Genomic DNA, 13,852 nt, shown 5'->3' on the forward strand with positions numbered 1-13,852 from the left:
TAACTTTATTTCCTAATGTGACAAATAAAAAATAGAACTACCAATAGCTAAAAATATAGCGATAGAAAAGATACACGAGTTAAAGAAAAAAAAGCGACAAAACTACCAACCATAGCGAATACGATACCAAATAATAGCCATGCGACCCTAGATCCAGATCCAATACCATTTATAGCGGATGTTAAAAATAAGATGATTATTCCTAAATAGCTGAACTCATTATTTGACGTCATTGATGTTTAGTTGCATTGCAAAAAAGAATAATAATAAAAAAATCAATAAGTTAAGTATTAAACAACATCCAGCGAAGAACAGCGATAAAACATAATAAAAAAAGATAAAAAATAAATCAGGTTGGATCAAGTTAACTATGAATAAATACGATCGAATAACGGGTATAAGCTGATAATAAATCATTGAATAAATCAAATCATAAAAATACATACAAATAGATCACAAGCTTAAAAAGAGGTTACAAACAAAGTTTCATATCAATTAAGTTATTGTTTTTAATAATTATTTAACATTTATCAACAACAGATAAAAACCTAATAACAATAAAAAATTTAAAAAATATAAAATAATGTAGTTATTAACAGGCCCAAAAAACAAAGAAAAAAGAGAGGACACAAAAAATAATCAATTATCAAAATTGACAGTAGAAAAAAAGTTCTCTATTATTGCCAGCCTCATAAATTTATTAACAGGTTCATCATGAAACGTACCTTTCAACCTAGTAATTTAAAACGTAAACGTGACCACGGTTTTCGTGAGCGTATGGCTACTCGTGCAGGTAGATTAGTAATCAAACGTCGTCGTGCTAAAGGCCGTAAACGTTTGACTGCCTAAGTGTTTGCTTTTAAAAAAACACAGCGATTACTAACAAAATATGATTATAATCATGTGTTTGAACAAGCAGAAAAAATAGTAACATCCGAGTTTATCGTTCTCTTTAGAGAAAATAATTTAGGTTATGCACGACTTGGGCTGGCGTTATCTAAGAAAATGATAGCAAAAGCTCATGATCGAAATCGTATTAAACGGCTGTTAAGAGAAAGCTTTCGACAAAAAGAATTACCTGCAGTCGATGTGGTTTTTTTAGCAAGACAAGGCGTAGCAAAACAAACAAATGCAATTATAAATGCTAGAATGAGCAAAACATGGAAAAAATTAATCTCATGTTACGAAAAATAGTTTGTTTCCCTATCAAATTATATAAATATTTGATTAGCCCCTTGTTAAAGCCAAGTTGCCGATACTACCCAAGTTGTTCACAATATGCTGAAAGCGCTATCCTACACTGTGGCATAACCAAAGGTTTATGGATGGCTTTAAAAAGAGTACTGCGTTGCCATCCTTGGTCACGTGGTGGCTATGATCCTGTACTCCCCAACAACGAGAATCATTGATGGATATACGACGTATTGTTTTATATATGGCGCTTGCGCTAGTTAGTTTATCACTTTGGAATGCCTGGCAACTAGATTATCCTCCTCAGCCAGCGCCAACAGAAAAGGTGAGCGGCCAAGAGCAGAGTGGACAACCTTTGCTTCCGCAAGTTACACCATCCAATACGTCCACCTCAACGCCCATCAACCCTGTTGCGGAACAAACTAAAAACAGTAATGTACCGCTAATCCAGGTTAAAACGGATGTTTTAGATGTGGCTATTGATCCGCAACAAGGTGATGTTGTTTCCGGGCAGCTCCTTGATTATCCGCAAAGTGTAGATGAAAAGAATAAACCATTTCTTCTTTTACAAAATCAGGCAAATGAGCGTTATGTTGCAAACAGCAGCCTTTTTGTTGCTTCAGGACAGAACGTCCAAGCTCTTGATTTCAATTTTACGACAGCACAACAGAATTACGTAATGGCGCCCGACCAGCAGCAATTAACGGTAACTCTTAGTGGAACAAATAGTGAAGGACTCAATGTAAAAAAAGAGTTTATTTTTACTAAAGGCAGCTATCTTATCGATGTAAATTATAAAATTGTTAACAAGGGCAGCAATGAATGGACTGGATATTTGAATACCCAGTTATTACGCAGCTCACCCAAAGAAGATAAGTCAAGCGTATTTCATGTTGGCTCATATACTGGTGCTTCTTATTCAGAACCCGGAAAACACCGCTATCAAAAAGTAAGCTTTAGCGATATGAATAAAGCAAATCTGGATGTGGATAGTAAAGGCGGTTGGATTGCTATGCAACAACATTACTTTTTAAGCGCCTGGGTTCCTGCAGCAAATGCGAATAACAAGTTTTATACACGAGCTGCCAATGATGATTATACTATTGGTGCTGTGAGCAAGCCGATTACCCTTAAACCCGAAGAGCAAACAACTGTTGGTTCCAAATTGTATATTGGTCCAGAAATTACGAGCGTGTTAAAAGAGATTGCTCCATCACTGGATCTTACTGTTGATTATGGCATGTTATGGTTTTTATCTTCGTTATTATTTTCGTTGATGAAAACAATTTATAATTTCATTGGCAACTGGGGTTGGTCTATCGTATTAGTTACTGTATTGATTAAACTGGCATTTTACCGCTTATCAGCGGCCAGCTATAAATCAATGGCTGGTATGCGTAAATTGCAACCCAAATTGCAAGCGCTACGTGAGCGTTATGGCGATGATAAAGCTAAAATCAGCCAAGCGACTATGGAATTGTACAGGCAGGAAAAGGTAAATCCTTTAGGCGGTTGTTTGCCTATATTGATCCAAATTCCAGTATTTATTGCTCTATATTGGGTTCTATTGGAAAGTGTTGAGCTAAGACAAGCTCCATTTATCTTTTGGATTAAAGATTTGGCCTCACCTGATCCTTATCATGTATTGCCAATAATCATGGGGGCTACCATGCTGATTCAACAAAAATTGAATCCTGCGCCTCCAGATCCAATGCAAGCAAAAGTGATGATGTTTTTACCGGTGTTATTTACTGCTTTATTCTGGAATTTCCCAGCCGGTTTGGTTCTGTATTGGATAGTGAATAATACCTTGTCCATATTGCAACAATGGTACATTACACGTAAATATTCAGATGAAAAACCAGCCAAAAAACTTGTTCCAGCTAAATAAATGACTACAGAAACTATCGTAGCTATAGCTACCCCACCTGGAAGAGGTGGGGTAGGAATAATCCGATTATCCGGTCCAGAAGCATACTCTATTGCCTTTTCTCTCAATGGTAACAAATCATTACCACCACGCATGGCTACTTTTTGCTCCTTTTATTCATTTTGCAACAATGAGCACGCCCAGCAACTTGATACTCTGATTGATCAAGGGATAATGATTTATTTTAAAGCGCCTCACTCTTTTACTGGGGAAGATGTTGTTGAGATTCAAGCGCACGGCTCGCCTGTTGTGCTTGATATGCTGACTAAAGTATGTATTCATTTAGGGGCTCGCTTGGCACGGCCAGGGGAGTTTTCCGAGCGTGCGTTTATAAATGATAAAATTGATTTAACTCAAGCTGAAGCTATTGCTGATTTAATTCAAGCCAGTTCGCAAACCGCTGCGCGAATGGCGTTAAAGTCATTACAGGGTGAATTCTCAAATAAAATAAATAAGTTAAATGAAAAGATTATTTACTTGCGTTTATATGTTGAAGCAGCAATAGATTTTCCAGAAGAAGAAATTGATTTCCTTAATGACGGTAAAGTCGCGCATTTGCTACACGATATTTTAACTGAATTAGATGAAATCCGTTCCCAAGCCAATCAAGGAGTTATTTTACGTGAGGGATTGTCTGTAGTGATTGCTGGAAGACCTAATGCAGGCAAATCAACGTTAATTAATTGTTTGGCGGGACGCGATGTGGCTATAGTTACTGAGATTGCTGGCACCACTCGTGATATTATGCGCGAACATATTTTATTGGATGACATCCCCCTCCACATTATTGATACTGCCGGTTTACGTGAGTCTGATGATATTGTCGAAAAGGAAGGGATTAAAAGAGCCTGGCAAGAATTGAAAAAGGCTGATTGTGTTTTACTGGTCGTTGATGTAAATGATCTGGAACACCATCATTATTTAACTAAGGAAATTAGAACCGCCTTGCCAGCGGAAGTTCCGATTATTACTGTCTTCAATAAAATTGACACCTTAGGTCACCGTGCTCACACAAACAATCATGATATCTATCTTTCTGCAAAATCAGGTGAAGGAATTGATGGCTTAAAGCAAGTAATAAAACACGTTGTAGGCTATCAACCTAACGAAGGAAATTTTCTTGCCAGAAGACGGCATTTGCAGGCATTGGATGAAGCAAAAAAATTACTTTCGACAGGCCAGCAACAATTGGCAGAGCATCGTGCTGGAGAGTTACTGGCAGAAGACTTGCGTCTGGCACATCAAAGTCTATGCGAAATAACAGGCGAGTTTAGTTCGGATGACTTATTAGGACGCATCTTTTCCAGCTTTTGTATTGGCAAATAAATTGATTGATAGGCTGTTTAATTTTGCTGGACACAAACCGCCGCATTATTAAGTTTTTTATTCTCACTTTTTCACCCCAAAGTGATCTTTACAGCTATAAACACTTTCTTTACTGTTTTGAAACATTATGTTAAAAAAACAAACAGAAATATCTTGTCAAAACCATTGTCCAATGATAACGTATAAGTCTTACTGTCTATTTTTTGTGAGGTGGTCATGGCTCATTCAAAACATAATGCGGATCTTAGTAACGATAAGAACTCGTTTTTTATGCAACTTAATAAGAATGAGCTTAAGACTGTAGAGGATATTGAACGTCGTGCTGATAAGCTCGGTTATCCTTTTATTTTAGAAAATCAAAAATCTCTTGAAGCTGAATTCACCCAAATGTTTGCAGTGCTGCAAAAGCGAAAAAAAGAAGATAATGAAGCTTTTTGGATGTACTGTTACTATTGCGCTACCCTGTTAGAGACCTTCCATAAAGCATATTCTCAGTACAGTAAAGAAGAAGATTATAAAAAAATAAAGCAACAAATTAAGAACCGATTGTTAAAAAAGGTACAAGAGGATGCCAAAGCAGAGGAAGAGTTCATCGAATCACTGAAAAACAGTTTTCTTAACAGTTTTCATAATTTGATGAATGCACCATTACATCTGTCCCAGATTCGTGATTATGTGGCTTATGCTAACTTATGTCGTGTATATTGGGTATTTTGCCGTTTAACTTTAGTATCGGGTTTATCTTTTGCAAAAGATATGCACCTTATTGAGCATCTGGATTCAATTTTAGGTACACACACGGATGTCGGTCAAATAATTGATTTTCTTAATGCACCCAATGGAGTACTTAAATATTTTAGTGTGGGTTTATTTTTAATGCGTTTTGCAATTGATGCAGGCTACTTGGTTGAACATACTTGTTTTCCTACCGAGGAGGAAGAAAAGAATGGAACTACGGCCTATGAGCGATTTAAATTTGAACTTTATAAACGCCACTGTAATTTTGCCAATGACCTGGTATGGGCTACAATAAATTTCCTAACAAATTTTAATCATATTACCCATATACCCGATCCAACAGCCGGAGTAATAACCTGCGTCTTTTTGGGTTTTGACGTGTGTATGACCCTGTATAAATGTCATCTGGCCAAGCAGGAATATCTGGCTAAAAAGGCACAATATGAGCAAGAAATGGAAGATTACCTGAATCATCCAGAAAAATTTCCTGGTATGACTGATAAGCAAAGATTAGCTCATGCATCAATGCTCCAACAACAACTTAAAGAATTGGAAATTAACTGGCGTACTAAAGAAAGCACTTTTTATTTTGTTGCTGCCGCAGCCACCTTGCTGATGATGGGATTCGGTGCTTCATTACTATTTACTGGCCCAGGAATAGCTGTTGCTTGTTTCTTTGTTTGTACTTTTGCGGTAGCTATGTATCTTTCTTCTGATGCGTATTCGAAATACCAAGAGAAAAGCATTCGCTTAGAGGAAGCTACCGATAAAGAATATGCTGCGGCACTAATAGAATACGAAGCGGCACGTAATGATTTTATCTTCACGATGATAAAAAATACGGTAATGCCTACACTTTTAATTGCTGCCTATGCAACATGTTGGCCGGCAGCAATCGCTTTAACTGTATTGTATATTGGTTATGAAATTTACCATGCCTATGATCAGCATAATAGTAAGAAAGAGGCTGCTAAGCTGGCTTTGGATGGACCTAATGAAGAAGATATAGAAGCTATACCACTTCTTCTAGATGAAGTTCAGACGGACAATGTAGACGGAGCTTCGTGTCTTTGCTAATAAGCGCTCTATGAAGAAAATGCTCAGGCCTGGTTGAGGTGATGCAACCCAGAGATCTCCACGTTGTAGTACAATGTTTCGATGGGAGATCCCCGGTTGCATTTGGATGGCAGGGAATCATAATATCTGCACTAAAGCGCTCGTCCTTGCGGATAAGCTGTGGAGCTTAGGTGCAGATTGCTCAAGAGACAGGTGGATTTACCCTGATTAAATGGATTTATTTTTTATTGCTAAAGCCTTTTCATACAATTCATTTTTATTCCCACTGCTCAATTTGCAAGCGATTGCTACCGCCTGCTTGAGTGGTAGTTCATCTAATAATACGTTTAGAAGTTTTTCGTAGGCTTCAGGTTCATTCGAAACAGGTCGCGGAGGAATTAATAATACAAACTCCCCTTTTACATGTCCCGGATCTGCCAAAAGCCAATTTTTGACTTCAAGTACAGTGCCAGTAATAATGCGTTCAAAAGTTTTGGTTAATTCTTTTGCCAAGACCATCTCACACGTCTGTCCATAAATTTCGCCAAGGTCATCCAGGCACTCCAGAATGCGATGCGTTGATTCATAAAAAATCAAAGTGTGCGGTTCTGTACGCAAGGCATCGAGTTTAATTTTTCGGGCATGCTGTTTTGCTGGGAGGAATCCTAAAAATAAAAAGGAATCGCAAGGAATGCCCGCAGCACAAAGAGCAGTAATTAATGCACAAGCTCCGGGAACAGGAGTAACCGGAATTTGCTGCTGACGGGCCAATTTTACCAATAAAAAACCTGGGTCGCTAATTAATGGAGTTCCGGCATCACTGATTAAGGCGATGGATTTTCCTGTTAAGAGTTGGTCAATAAAATGTTTGCTTTTATCATTTTCATTATGTGCGTGGAGTGATTCAAGATTATTTTTAATTCCTAAAGAACTCAGTAACGGTGCCGAATGACGCGTATCTTCAGCTAAAATGATATCAACAGACTTGAGAACCTCTAATGCTCTAAACGTAATATCCTCACGGTTTCCTATGGGAGTTGCAACAATATAAAGCGTACCAATGCCTGTTGCTAGTGAGTTAGTCATGGTTTATCCTCTTGCGTTATTGCTTATTCAATTCTTGAAAAACATGTTAATAAAAATTCGCGTATTTTTTTTACTGACATCTACTTTTTTTCTTTGCCAGTGTACTACCGCAGTGAATCCTCCAGAAATGGCAGCGCCAGTGCCTGCATCTAAGGTAGAAAAGAAAAAAATAGCGAGTCCTTATTCCAAATCTACTGCAAATTACCTTATGCAGGCTAAAAATCAAGAAGGCATTGATAAGCAACAATCGTTACTCTCGGCCGCGGGACGTTTGATTTCAGACGGTCAATGGCGACAAGGTGCTGCTATTTTAGCACAGACTTCTGACTTAACACCGGTACTTAATGATGAAAAAAATCTTTTACTAGCCCAAATTGATCTCATTCGTGACCGACCCAATATGGCACGGAACAAATTAGTTAGTATAAAGGAACGTGAAGCATTTTCTGCATACCAAAAGATCCAGTTTCATGAACTTTTGGCACAAGCCTATCGTGGCGAAGGTAAGTCATTGGAGTCGATTAATGAGCGGATAGAACTTGAGACTTTGTTGGCCGATGAAGAGAGTCAAGATAATAATAGGCGCGCCCTGTGGTTAACTCTAACGCGGATGTCACAAACAGAATTAAATTCATTGGCTGCTAAAGCATCAAGCCAATCTGTTTTACAAGGCTGGATTGGGCTGGCATTGATTTCTCGCAAGTATCGAGATAACCCAAAATCTTTGCTCGCTGCTTTAGAGCAGTGGCAATCTCAGTACAGTAACCACCCTGCAGGTCATATTTTGCCTAATCCACTGGACTCGATTGCAAATAAAATACGTGCTCAACCGAAACAGGTTGCTCTTTTGTTACCTGTAAGTGGTTCTTTGCAAGGACCGGGTTCTGCTGTACGTGATGGGTTTATGGCGGCATATAACAAAAACAGTGAACAATCGATGCAGGTGAAAACTTATGATACCAATAAAGGCAATGTTGCTTCTTTGTATCAAAAAGCAATTGATGATGGCGCTGATTATATTGTAGGCCCTTTAACCAAATCACAAGTAGCCACAGTTGCAGCCTTACCACATCCTGTCCCCACTCTGTTATTAAATGATGCAGATACCAATATTCAGGAAAATTCTTATTTATTCGGACTTTCTCCCGCTAATGAAGCAACCCAGGTGGCAATCAGAGCAAAAGATAAGGGATATAGTCGAGCATTAATTATTGCACCTGCAAATGAATGGGGAAAAGAGATAACCAAAGCGTTTACGCAACAATGGCAAAAAAATGGTGGACGAGTTGTTGATACTTTTTTATATGGTTCTAATGATGATTTGAATAAAAAAATGAAGGATTTTCTGCAAATCAGCAACAGCCAGCAGCGTGAAAAAAAATTAAGGGAGTTATTAGGGTATAAAATTCAGCCAATTATTAGTCGCAGACAAGATTTTGATATGATATTTCTACTGGCCTATCCGTCAAAGGCCCGTCAGATTATGCCTTTACTAAATTATTATTACGCAGGAGACGTTCCTGTATATGCTACAGCCAGTGTCTATGGTGGAAGCGCTAACCCACTGAAAGATAAAGATCTTGATGGAGTTATTTTCTGTGATATTCCCTGGGTTTTCTCGCATCAGGCAGGAACTCGCAATTGGCCTGAACAATTTAACAGTTACAATCGATTGTATGCTTTAGGAATAGACAGTTATACTTTGGCCACCCAATTGAATCAATTGATGCTATTTCCTGCGGATCGGTCGCATAATGGGGATGGTATTTTATACCTCAAGCCATCTCAACAGGTTGCACGTATTTTGGAGTGGGGGCAGTTCAAACAAGGCCTCGTGCATTCCTTGGGTGAGACGGTGTAATTGATGACCTATGAGAAAGGCCGTATTGCTGAAGAAAAAGCTTTAGCATATTTAAAAAAGCAAGGTCTTGAGTTCATAACGCAAAATTACAATTGCCGCTTGGGTGAAATTGATTTAATTATGCGTGACAAGGAACAGTTGGTTTTTATAGAGGTACGTTCGCGCGTTTCTACCCAGTTTGGTGGTGGCATTGCAAGCGTTACTTATACAAAAAAACAAAAAATACTCAAAGCAGCGACTTATTATCTGCTGGAACATCGAAAGTATGACCAATTAGCTCTTCGTTTTGATGTTGTAAGTATTGATGGAAAATCAGCATCCATTAATTGGATAAAAGATGCATTTGGAACGGATTATTAATTAAATGTAGCCTGGGTAGCGAAGTGGAACCCGGGAGTTTTATCATCTGAACAATAACCAGGGTTCCGCTTCGCTTCACCCAGGCTACAAAGAAAGTACAAGATAGAGGTTTAATATGATGGGACAAATGGAAGAACGAGTAAGACATCTGTTTGGGGTAAATATAGAAACCAAAATAGCACTTGCTGATTCTTTATCTGATTCAATCGCCAAAGCCGGGCAACGTTTAGTGAATTGTTTGCTTGCCGATGGCAAAATATTATTGTGTGGTAATGGAGGGTCAAGTGCCAATTGCATGCACTTTGCAAGCGCCATGTTGAATCAATTTGAAGTTGAACGCCCGGCTCTTCCGGTAATTAATTTAAGTACTGATGCGAGCAGTTTAAGTTATTCTGCAAATGATAATCATTATAACCAGGTTTTTGCGCGCCAAATTCAGGCTTTAGGACAAGAAAACGATGTGCTGCTTTTATTAACTACCTCAGGTAACTCCGACAGTATGTTATACGCGCTTCATGCCGCTAATGAACGTGGGATGGACACCGTAGCCTTAAGCGGACGTGATGGAGGAGTGCTAGCAAATCATTTGGGCCCAGAAGATATTGAGCTTCGCGTTGTGTCAGATAATTCAGCACGAATTAGAGAAATGCACTTGTTCATCTTACACTGCTTTTGTGATTTAATTGACCAGTCATTATTTGGTCAGGTGTTGGGGTAAAAAATGAGTTTCAAATTAAAATCAATCGCTTTTCTTTTAGTAACCACCTTGCTGACAGGATGTGTTGCTGCTGTTGTAACTGGAGCTGTTGCTGGCATGGTTTATGACCGACGCGGTGTCATTACCATGGAGGCTGATGCGCGATTATTTCATGTGATTCATAAGGCCATAGTAACAAATCGGCAGTTTAGTGATTCGCGAGTTATTGTGACTAGTTTTAATCGTGCGGTTTTACTTGTAGGCCAAACACCAACAGCTTCTTTACGTGATTTAGCCGAAAAAATAGCCCGAAGTGCTCCAGGTGCACATCGAGTTTATAATGAAATATCAGTTGGTTATCCTATACCGCTTACAGAGCGCTCTAAAGACAGTTTGATAACCAGTCAAGTCCGCAGCAGAATGTTGGCTAAAAAGGGACTTGAGTCCGGATCAATTCGTATTGTGACAGAAAATAAAGTAGTTTATCTCATGGGTATCGTTAACGCACAGCAAGCAGCTCTTGCAGTCGATGCGGCGCGGCGAGTTAATGGTGTGAATAAAGTAGTTAAAATTTTTCAGTATATTCACTAAATGAAATGTTAAAACAAGGATGTTTTGCAGTATTACTTGCTAGTGTTCTATTCTGTTTATATGGCTGTGTAGGCGGCATATGGACTGGCGCTACTATGGTCTACGACAGACATAATGTGTATAAGAAACTGGATGATTACAGCTTAAATATAAAAGTGAATAATGCGATAACTGTCGATAACAAATTCAAAAATAATGGATGTGTTATCGATATCGCCGTGTTCAATGGTGATATTTTAGTCTCCGGACACGTTCCCACGGCTGAAATGAAAGAGAAATTGAGTCAACGATTAGCTAAGGTAAAAGGTTACAGGCGTTTATTTAATCAAGTACAGGTTCGCACTGAAGAGTCCAATTTGATGCTAGATAGCTGGATAACGGCGAAAATTCGCGGGCAAATGTTTGCTGATGATTCGATTGATCCTAATGCATTCAAAATTGTTACTTCAGATCAAGTGGTGTATTTGATGGGAGATGTCCATAAGGAACAAGCTGAAAAAGTAATTAATATGGCAAGAGAAACCAGCGATGTTGTACGTGTGGTAAAAATGCTCAAATATTTTACTTATCAGGATAATTCTGTAGGGTAATCCTAAAAAGAGCGCTTGATTAAAATATCACATACAACCAACCGCCCTTTTTAGGATGTATGTATATTAATGGAAATGCCCCTTATCAGGTCGCTTACGCATTTTCCTTAATTTAAGTTGGCGTAATAATCCCGTGGAGCCGGTTAACTCTTCTTCACTTATATCGTTACCTTGATTACAAGGGTGGGATCTAAAGTGTTGTCGATATTCTAGATGATGTTTGTTATGTTTATGATGTAACCCATCGCTATAACGAGCGAGCATTTTTTGCTGCAGGCTGGCTGCAGTACGTTGGATCTTATCAGGCATGTTCTTTCCTTTTGCGAGGTTAATAAACACTACTTATTACCCGAGTTGCGATAATAAGCTCCACACTTTAATTATAGACGTTAAAATCTAGTGTAATTGGCTTCCGCAGGAAAACTATAAAGGAGAAAATGGATGAATTATTTACATACGATGGTACGAATTTCAAATTTAGAGGAGTCTCTGGATTTTTATTGCAATAAACTGGGCCTGGTTGAAGTCAAACGCACGGAGCATCAGAAAGGCCGATATACTTTGATATATCTAGCATCAACAGATGATTTAGAGCACACAACCCATGCAAATACACCCTTGCTTGAGCTTACTTACAATTGGGATCCCGAAGACTATCAAGAGGGGCGAAATTTTGGTCATTTAGCATACCGGGTGGATGATATCTACGCGACATGTCAACGATTAAAAAATGCAGGGGTAGTAATTAACCGACCACCTAGAGATGGGCATATGGCGTTTATTCGTTCGCCAGATAATATTTCCATCGAGTTGTTGCAAAAAGGTGACCCACTGCCAATACAAGAACCCTGGGTATCAGAGCCGAATGTAGGTCATTGGTAATTAGAAATTTTGTTGGATACAAGACAGGACCGTATATTAGGGAAGGCTCAACTTACCGCCAGACGCAGTGACATTTGCTGGGTATAAAACATAAACCATTGTAGTCTATAATTTAATCATTAAGATTAATTGGTGGTCAATTATGGCTTTAACGATTTATACTTGGAACCATAGTACGAAGGAGTATTCAAAAGGATTGAAAAGAGTAATTGGGCCGAAGTTTTTCGGAGGAAATATGGGACATACTTCGATAGAGTTAACTTGGCCTTCTGATGAAAAAGGAGATAGTCTCGCTACAAAATACGGTAGTATTGATGGAGTCACTATCAGTAAACGAACAGAAATTATTTCTGAAAAACAGGGCGACAGCTATCAACCAAAAGAACAAGTGGTATATTTTGCCTATTTTAGCTGGTGGCCAGGGTATACGAATGGACATCATATCAATAGGTTTCTTGATGATCGAAAATCAGAATGGGAGAATGATCCTGAGGGAAAATTAGAAGCGGAACAAATATTAAAATTATATGGTTCGGAAGAACAACCCATATCTACGAAAACTACAGTCAAAGGATATCTCATATCAAGAAAAGAAGTGACTAAAATAAAAGAACTCGAGCACCCGTCTCTGCTACAGGGCAGACAACTTGAAGATGATCCTGCCTATCAACAATTGAATCAAAAAAAAGTAAATTTAGAAGATGAGCAAAAAATGCTCATGGAGAAACGGGATGAATTTATGAATGAGCTAGAGTCAGCGAGGAAGGAAGGAAGAGAACCCGATTTACAACTTGATTTTACAAAAGAAGACGGAGATCGTGTTGATAGTCTCATGATAGAGTTAAAGTTAGCAACGAAACAACTTGAGGCATGTAAAGAAGATTTTGCTGAGCGGCATAGATCTGTGGGGAAAGAACCAGATGGTGTAATAGAACTCCCAATGGATTATGATAGCCAGCAACCGACGCATAGTTTAGATACAGAACGTGTGCTCGCGCGAATGGTTGCACTATCTAGAAGCAAAAAAGAGTACAATATCCGAACCTTCAATTGCTCAACAGCAGTACATCAAGTGATTGAGTCAGGGCTAAGTGATGAGTTGAAAGAAAAGATAAAGAATGATGGTTTTGATATCAGTATAATATCCAAACCACCCATCGCAAGTCCCACAAGTGTCTATAAATCGAGTACAAAACTAAAAGAGGAATTGTTTAAGCTAAATTTACTATCTGTAGACGTCGAGCAAGAGGACGCAGATAGTCAAATACTTAAAGTGAAATAATTTTAGTAATCACTGAGTGCCCATTCACTGATTGGCTGTATTTGGCTCACTTTGTATGAAAATAAAACTTCGTAAGTCTTACATCTTATTGGATGCCGCTCTTTAAATTAGCGTGGTGATTGTGCATTTCGTCGTAAATTTTAACCGCCATCAAAGATTCAAGTATATCCTCTGAACAGTTATTAACTTTATTGCTTAGATCAGGCATTGCTTATTCATACGCGTTGATTTATAATTCGCGCGGTGAAACTTAGGTGAATAT

General features: G+C 38.5%; 15 protein-coding genes. 13 read left to right on the forward strand and 2 right to left on the reverse strand.

Annotation, left to right across the window (positions count from 1 at the left end; genetic code table 11):
• The first annotated feature begins 714 nt into the window (after window positions 1-714).
• The 6 genes from rpmH (at window position 715) to DGG96_RS10055 (ending at window position 6,262) form a co-directional block, all read left to right on the forward strand.
• The gene (rpmH, locus tag DGG96_RS10030) at window positions 715-849 is read left to right on the forward strand and encodes a 50S ribosomal protein L34 (protein ID WP_019232681.1); all 135 of its coding nucleotides are present in this window, start codon (window positions 715-717) and stop codon (window positions 847-849) included.
• The gene (gene rnpA / locus DGG96_RS10035) at window positions 850-1,194 is read left to right on the forward strand and encodes a ribonuclease P protein component (RefSeq protein ID WP_110142537.1); all 345 of its coding nucleotides are present in this window, start codon (window positions 850-852) and stop codon (window positions 1,192-1,194) included. It abuts the gene before it with no gap.
• The gene (yidD, locus tag DGG96_RS10040) at window positions 1,161-1,409 is read left to right on the forward strand and encodes a membrane protein insertion efficiency factor YidD (RefSeq protein WP_110142538.1); all 249 of its coding nucleotides are present in this window, start codon (window positions 1,161-1,163) and stop codon (window positions 1,407-1,409) included. The genes rnpA and yidD overlap by 34 nt, the downstream gene beginning before the upstream one ends.
• Window positions 1,409-3,082, forward strand: a complete 1,674-nt coding sequence (yidC, locus tag DGG96_RS10045) for a membrane protein insertase YidC (RefSeq protein ID WP_110142539.1) — start codon at window positions 1,409-1,411, stop codon at window positions 3,080-3,082. Before yidD ends, yidC begins: the two co-directional genes overlap by 1 nt.
• A complete protein-coding gene (gene mnmE / locus DGG96_RS10050; RefSeq protein WP_110142540.1) occupies window positions 3,083-4,447 on the forward strand; it encodes a tRNA uridine-5-carboxymethylaminomethyl(34) synthesis GTPase MnmE in 1,365 nt (454 codons plus the stop codon).
• Window positions 4,448-4,663: 216 nt separating this feature from the next.
• Window positions 4,664-6,262, forward strand: coding sequence for a hypothetical protein (locus tag DGG96_RS10055; RefSeq protein ID WP_233590526.1), 1,599 nt, complete (start codon window positions 4,664-4,666; stop codon window positions 6,260-6,262).
• Between the two features lie 207 nt (window positions 6,263-6,469).
• Here DGG96_RS10055 and rsmI read toward each other — a convergent pair whose 3' ends face one another.
• Window positions 6,470-7,327, reverse strand: coding sequence for a 16S rRNA (cytidine(1402)-2'-O)-methyltransferase (rsmI, locus tag DGG96_RS10060; RefSeq protein WP_110142541.1), 858 nt, complete (start codon window positions 7,325-7,327; stop codon window positions 6,470-6,472).
• On the opposite strand from rsmI, the gene DGG96_RS10065 reads away from it, so the two are divergent.
• The 5 genes from DGG96_RS10065 to DGG96_RS10085 all read left to right on the forward strand — a co-directional run bounded on the left by DGG96_RS10065 (window position 7,326) and on the right by DGG96_RS10085 (window position 11,426).
• Complete coding sequence (locus DGG96_RS10065) at window positions 7,326-9,188, forward strand: penicillin-binding protein activator (RefSeq protein WP_407656323.1); 1,863 nt, start codon at window positions 7,326-7,328, stop codon at window positions 9,186-9,188. The two genes, rsmI and DGG96_RS10065, sit on opposite strands and share 2 nt — an antisense overlap.
• 3 nt (window positions 9,189-9,191) lie before the next feature.
• Window positions 9,192-9,548 (forward strand): YraN family protein, encoded by a 357-nt coding sequence (locus tag DGG96_RS10070; protein ID WP_110142542.1) that lies wholly within the window; start codon window positions 9,192-9,194, stop codon window positions 9,546-9,548.
• Between the two features lie 118 nt (window positions 9,549-9,666).
• Entirely contained in the window at window positions 9,667-10,266 is a 600-nt protein-coding gene (locus tag DGG96_RS10075) for a D-sedoheptulose-7-phosphate isomerase (RefSeq protein WP_110142564.1), read from the forward strand.
• Between the two features lie 3 nt (window positions 10,267-10,269).
• Window positions 10,270-10,836, forward strand: a complete 567-nt coding sequence (locus DGG96_RS10080) for a BON domain-containing protein (protein ID WP_110142543.1) — start codon at window positions 10,270-10,272, stop codon at window positions 10,834-10,836.
• A 5-nt stretch (window positions 10,837-10,841) separates the two neighbouring features.
• Window positions 10,842-11,426 carry a BON domain-containing protein gene (locus DGG96_RS10085; RefSeq protein ID WP_110142544.1) on the forward strand — a complete coding sequence of 195 codons (585 nt, stop codon included), beginning with the start codon at window positions 10,842-10,844 and terminating at the stop codon, window positions 11,424-11,426.
• Between the two features lie 66 nt (window positions 11,427-11,492).
• On the opposite strand, the gene DGG96_RS10090 is transcribed toward DGG96_RS10085, so the two are convergent.
• Complete coding sequence (locus tag DGG96_RS10090) at window positions 11,493-11,735, reverse strand: hypothetical protein (protein WP_110142545.1); 243 nt, start codon at window positions 11,733-11,735, stop codon at window positions 11,493-11,495.
• Window positions 11,736-11,867: 132 nt separating this feature from the next.
• On the opposite strand from DGG96_RS10090, the gene DGG96_RS10095 reads away from it, so the two are divergent.
• Window positions 11,868-12,308, forward strand: a complete 441-nt coding sequence (locus tag DGG96_RS10095; RefSeq protein ID WP_110142546.1) for a VOC family protein — start codon at window positions 11,868-11,870, stop codon at window positions 12,306-12,308.
• 235 nt (window positions 12,309-12,543) lie between these two features.
• Window positions 12,544-13,590, forward strand: coding sequence for a hypothetical protein (locus tag DGG96_RS10100; protein ID WP_126955477.1), 1,047 nt, complete (start codon window positions 12,544-12,546; stop codon window positions 13,588-13,590).
• Window positions 13,591-13,852 lie beyond the last annotated feature (262 nt).

The organism is Legionella qingyii, assembly GCF_003184185.1.

Coding starts and splice junctions, on each gene's coding strand:
- yidD (WP_110142538.1), top strand. CDS start 1,161: ATGGAAAAAATTAATCTCATGTTACGAAAAATAGTTTGTTTCCCTATC.
- mnmE (WP_110142540.1), top strand. CDS start 3,083: ATGACTACAGAAACTATCGTAGCTATAGCTACCCCACCTGGAAGAGGT.
- DGG96_RS10055 (WP_233590526.1), top strand. CDS start 4,664: ATGGCTCATTCAAAACATAATGCGGATCTTAGTAACGATAAGAACTCG.
- yidC (WP_110142539.1), top strand. CDS start 1,409: ATGGATATACGACGTATTGTTTTATATATGGCGCTTGCGCTAGTTAGT.
- DGG96_RS10095 (WP_110142546.1), top strand. CDS start 11,868: ATGAATTATTTACATACGATGGTACGAATTTCAAATTTAGAGGAGTCT.
- DGG96_RS10065 (WP_407656323.1), top strand. CDS start 7,326: ATGGTTTATCCTCTTGCGTTATTGCTTATTCAATTCTTGAAAAACATG.
- DGG96_RS10085 (WP_110142544.1), top strand. CDS start 10,842: ATGTTAAAACAAGGATGTTTTGCAGTATTACTTGCTAGTGTTCTATTC.
- DGG96_RS10090 (WP_110142545.1), bottom strand. CDS start 11,735: ATGCCTGATAAGATCCAACGTACTGCAGCCAGCCTGCAGCAAAAAATG.
- DGG96_RS10100 (WP_126955477.1), top strand. CDS start 12,544: ATGGGACATACTTCGATAGAGTTAACTTGGCCTTCTGATGAAAAAGGA.
- DGG96_RS10070 (WP_110142542.1), top strand. CDS start 9,192: ATGACCTATGAGAAAGGCCGTATTGCTGAAGAAAAAGCTTTAGCATAT.
- DGG96_RS10075 (WP_110142564.1), top strand. CDS start 9,667: ATGGGACAAATGGAAGAACGAGTAAGACATCTGTTTGGGGTAAATATA.
- rsmI (WP_110142541.1), bottom strand. CDS start 7,327: ATGACTAACTCACTAGCAACAGGCATTGGTACGCTTTATATTGTTGCA.
- rpmH (WP_019232681.1), top strand. CDS start 715: ATGAAACGTACCTTTCAACCTAGTAATTTAAAACGTAAACGTGACCAC.
- DGG96_RS10080 (WP_110142543.1), top strand. CDS start 10,270: ATGAGTTTCAAATTAAAATCAATCGCTTTTCTTTTAGTAACCACCTTG.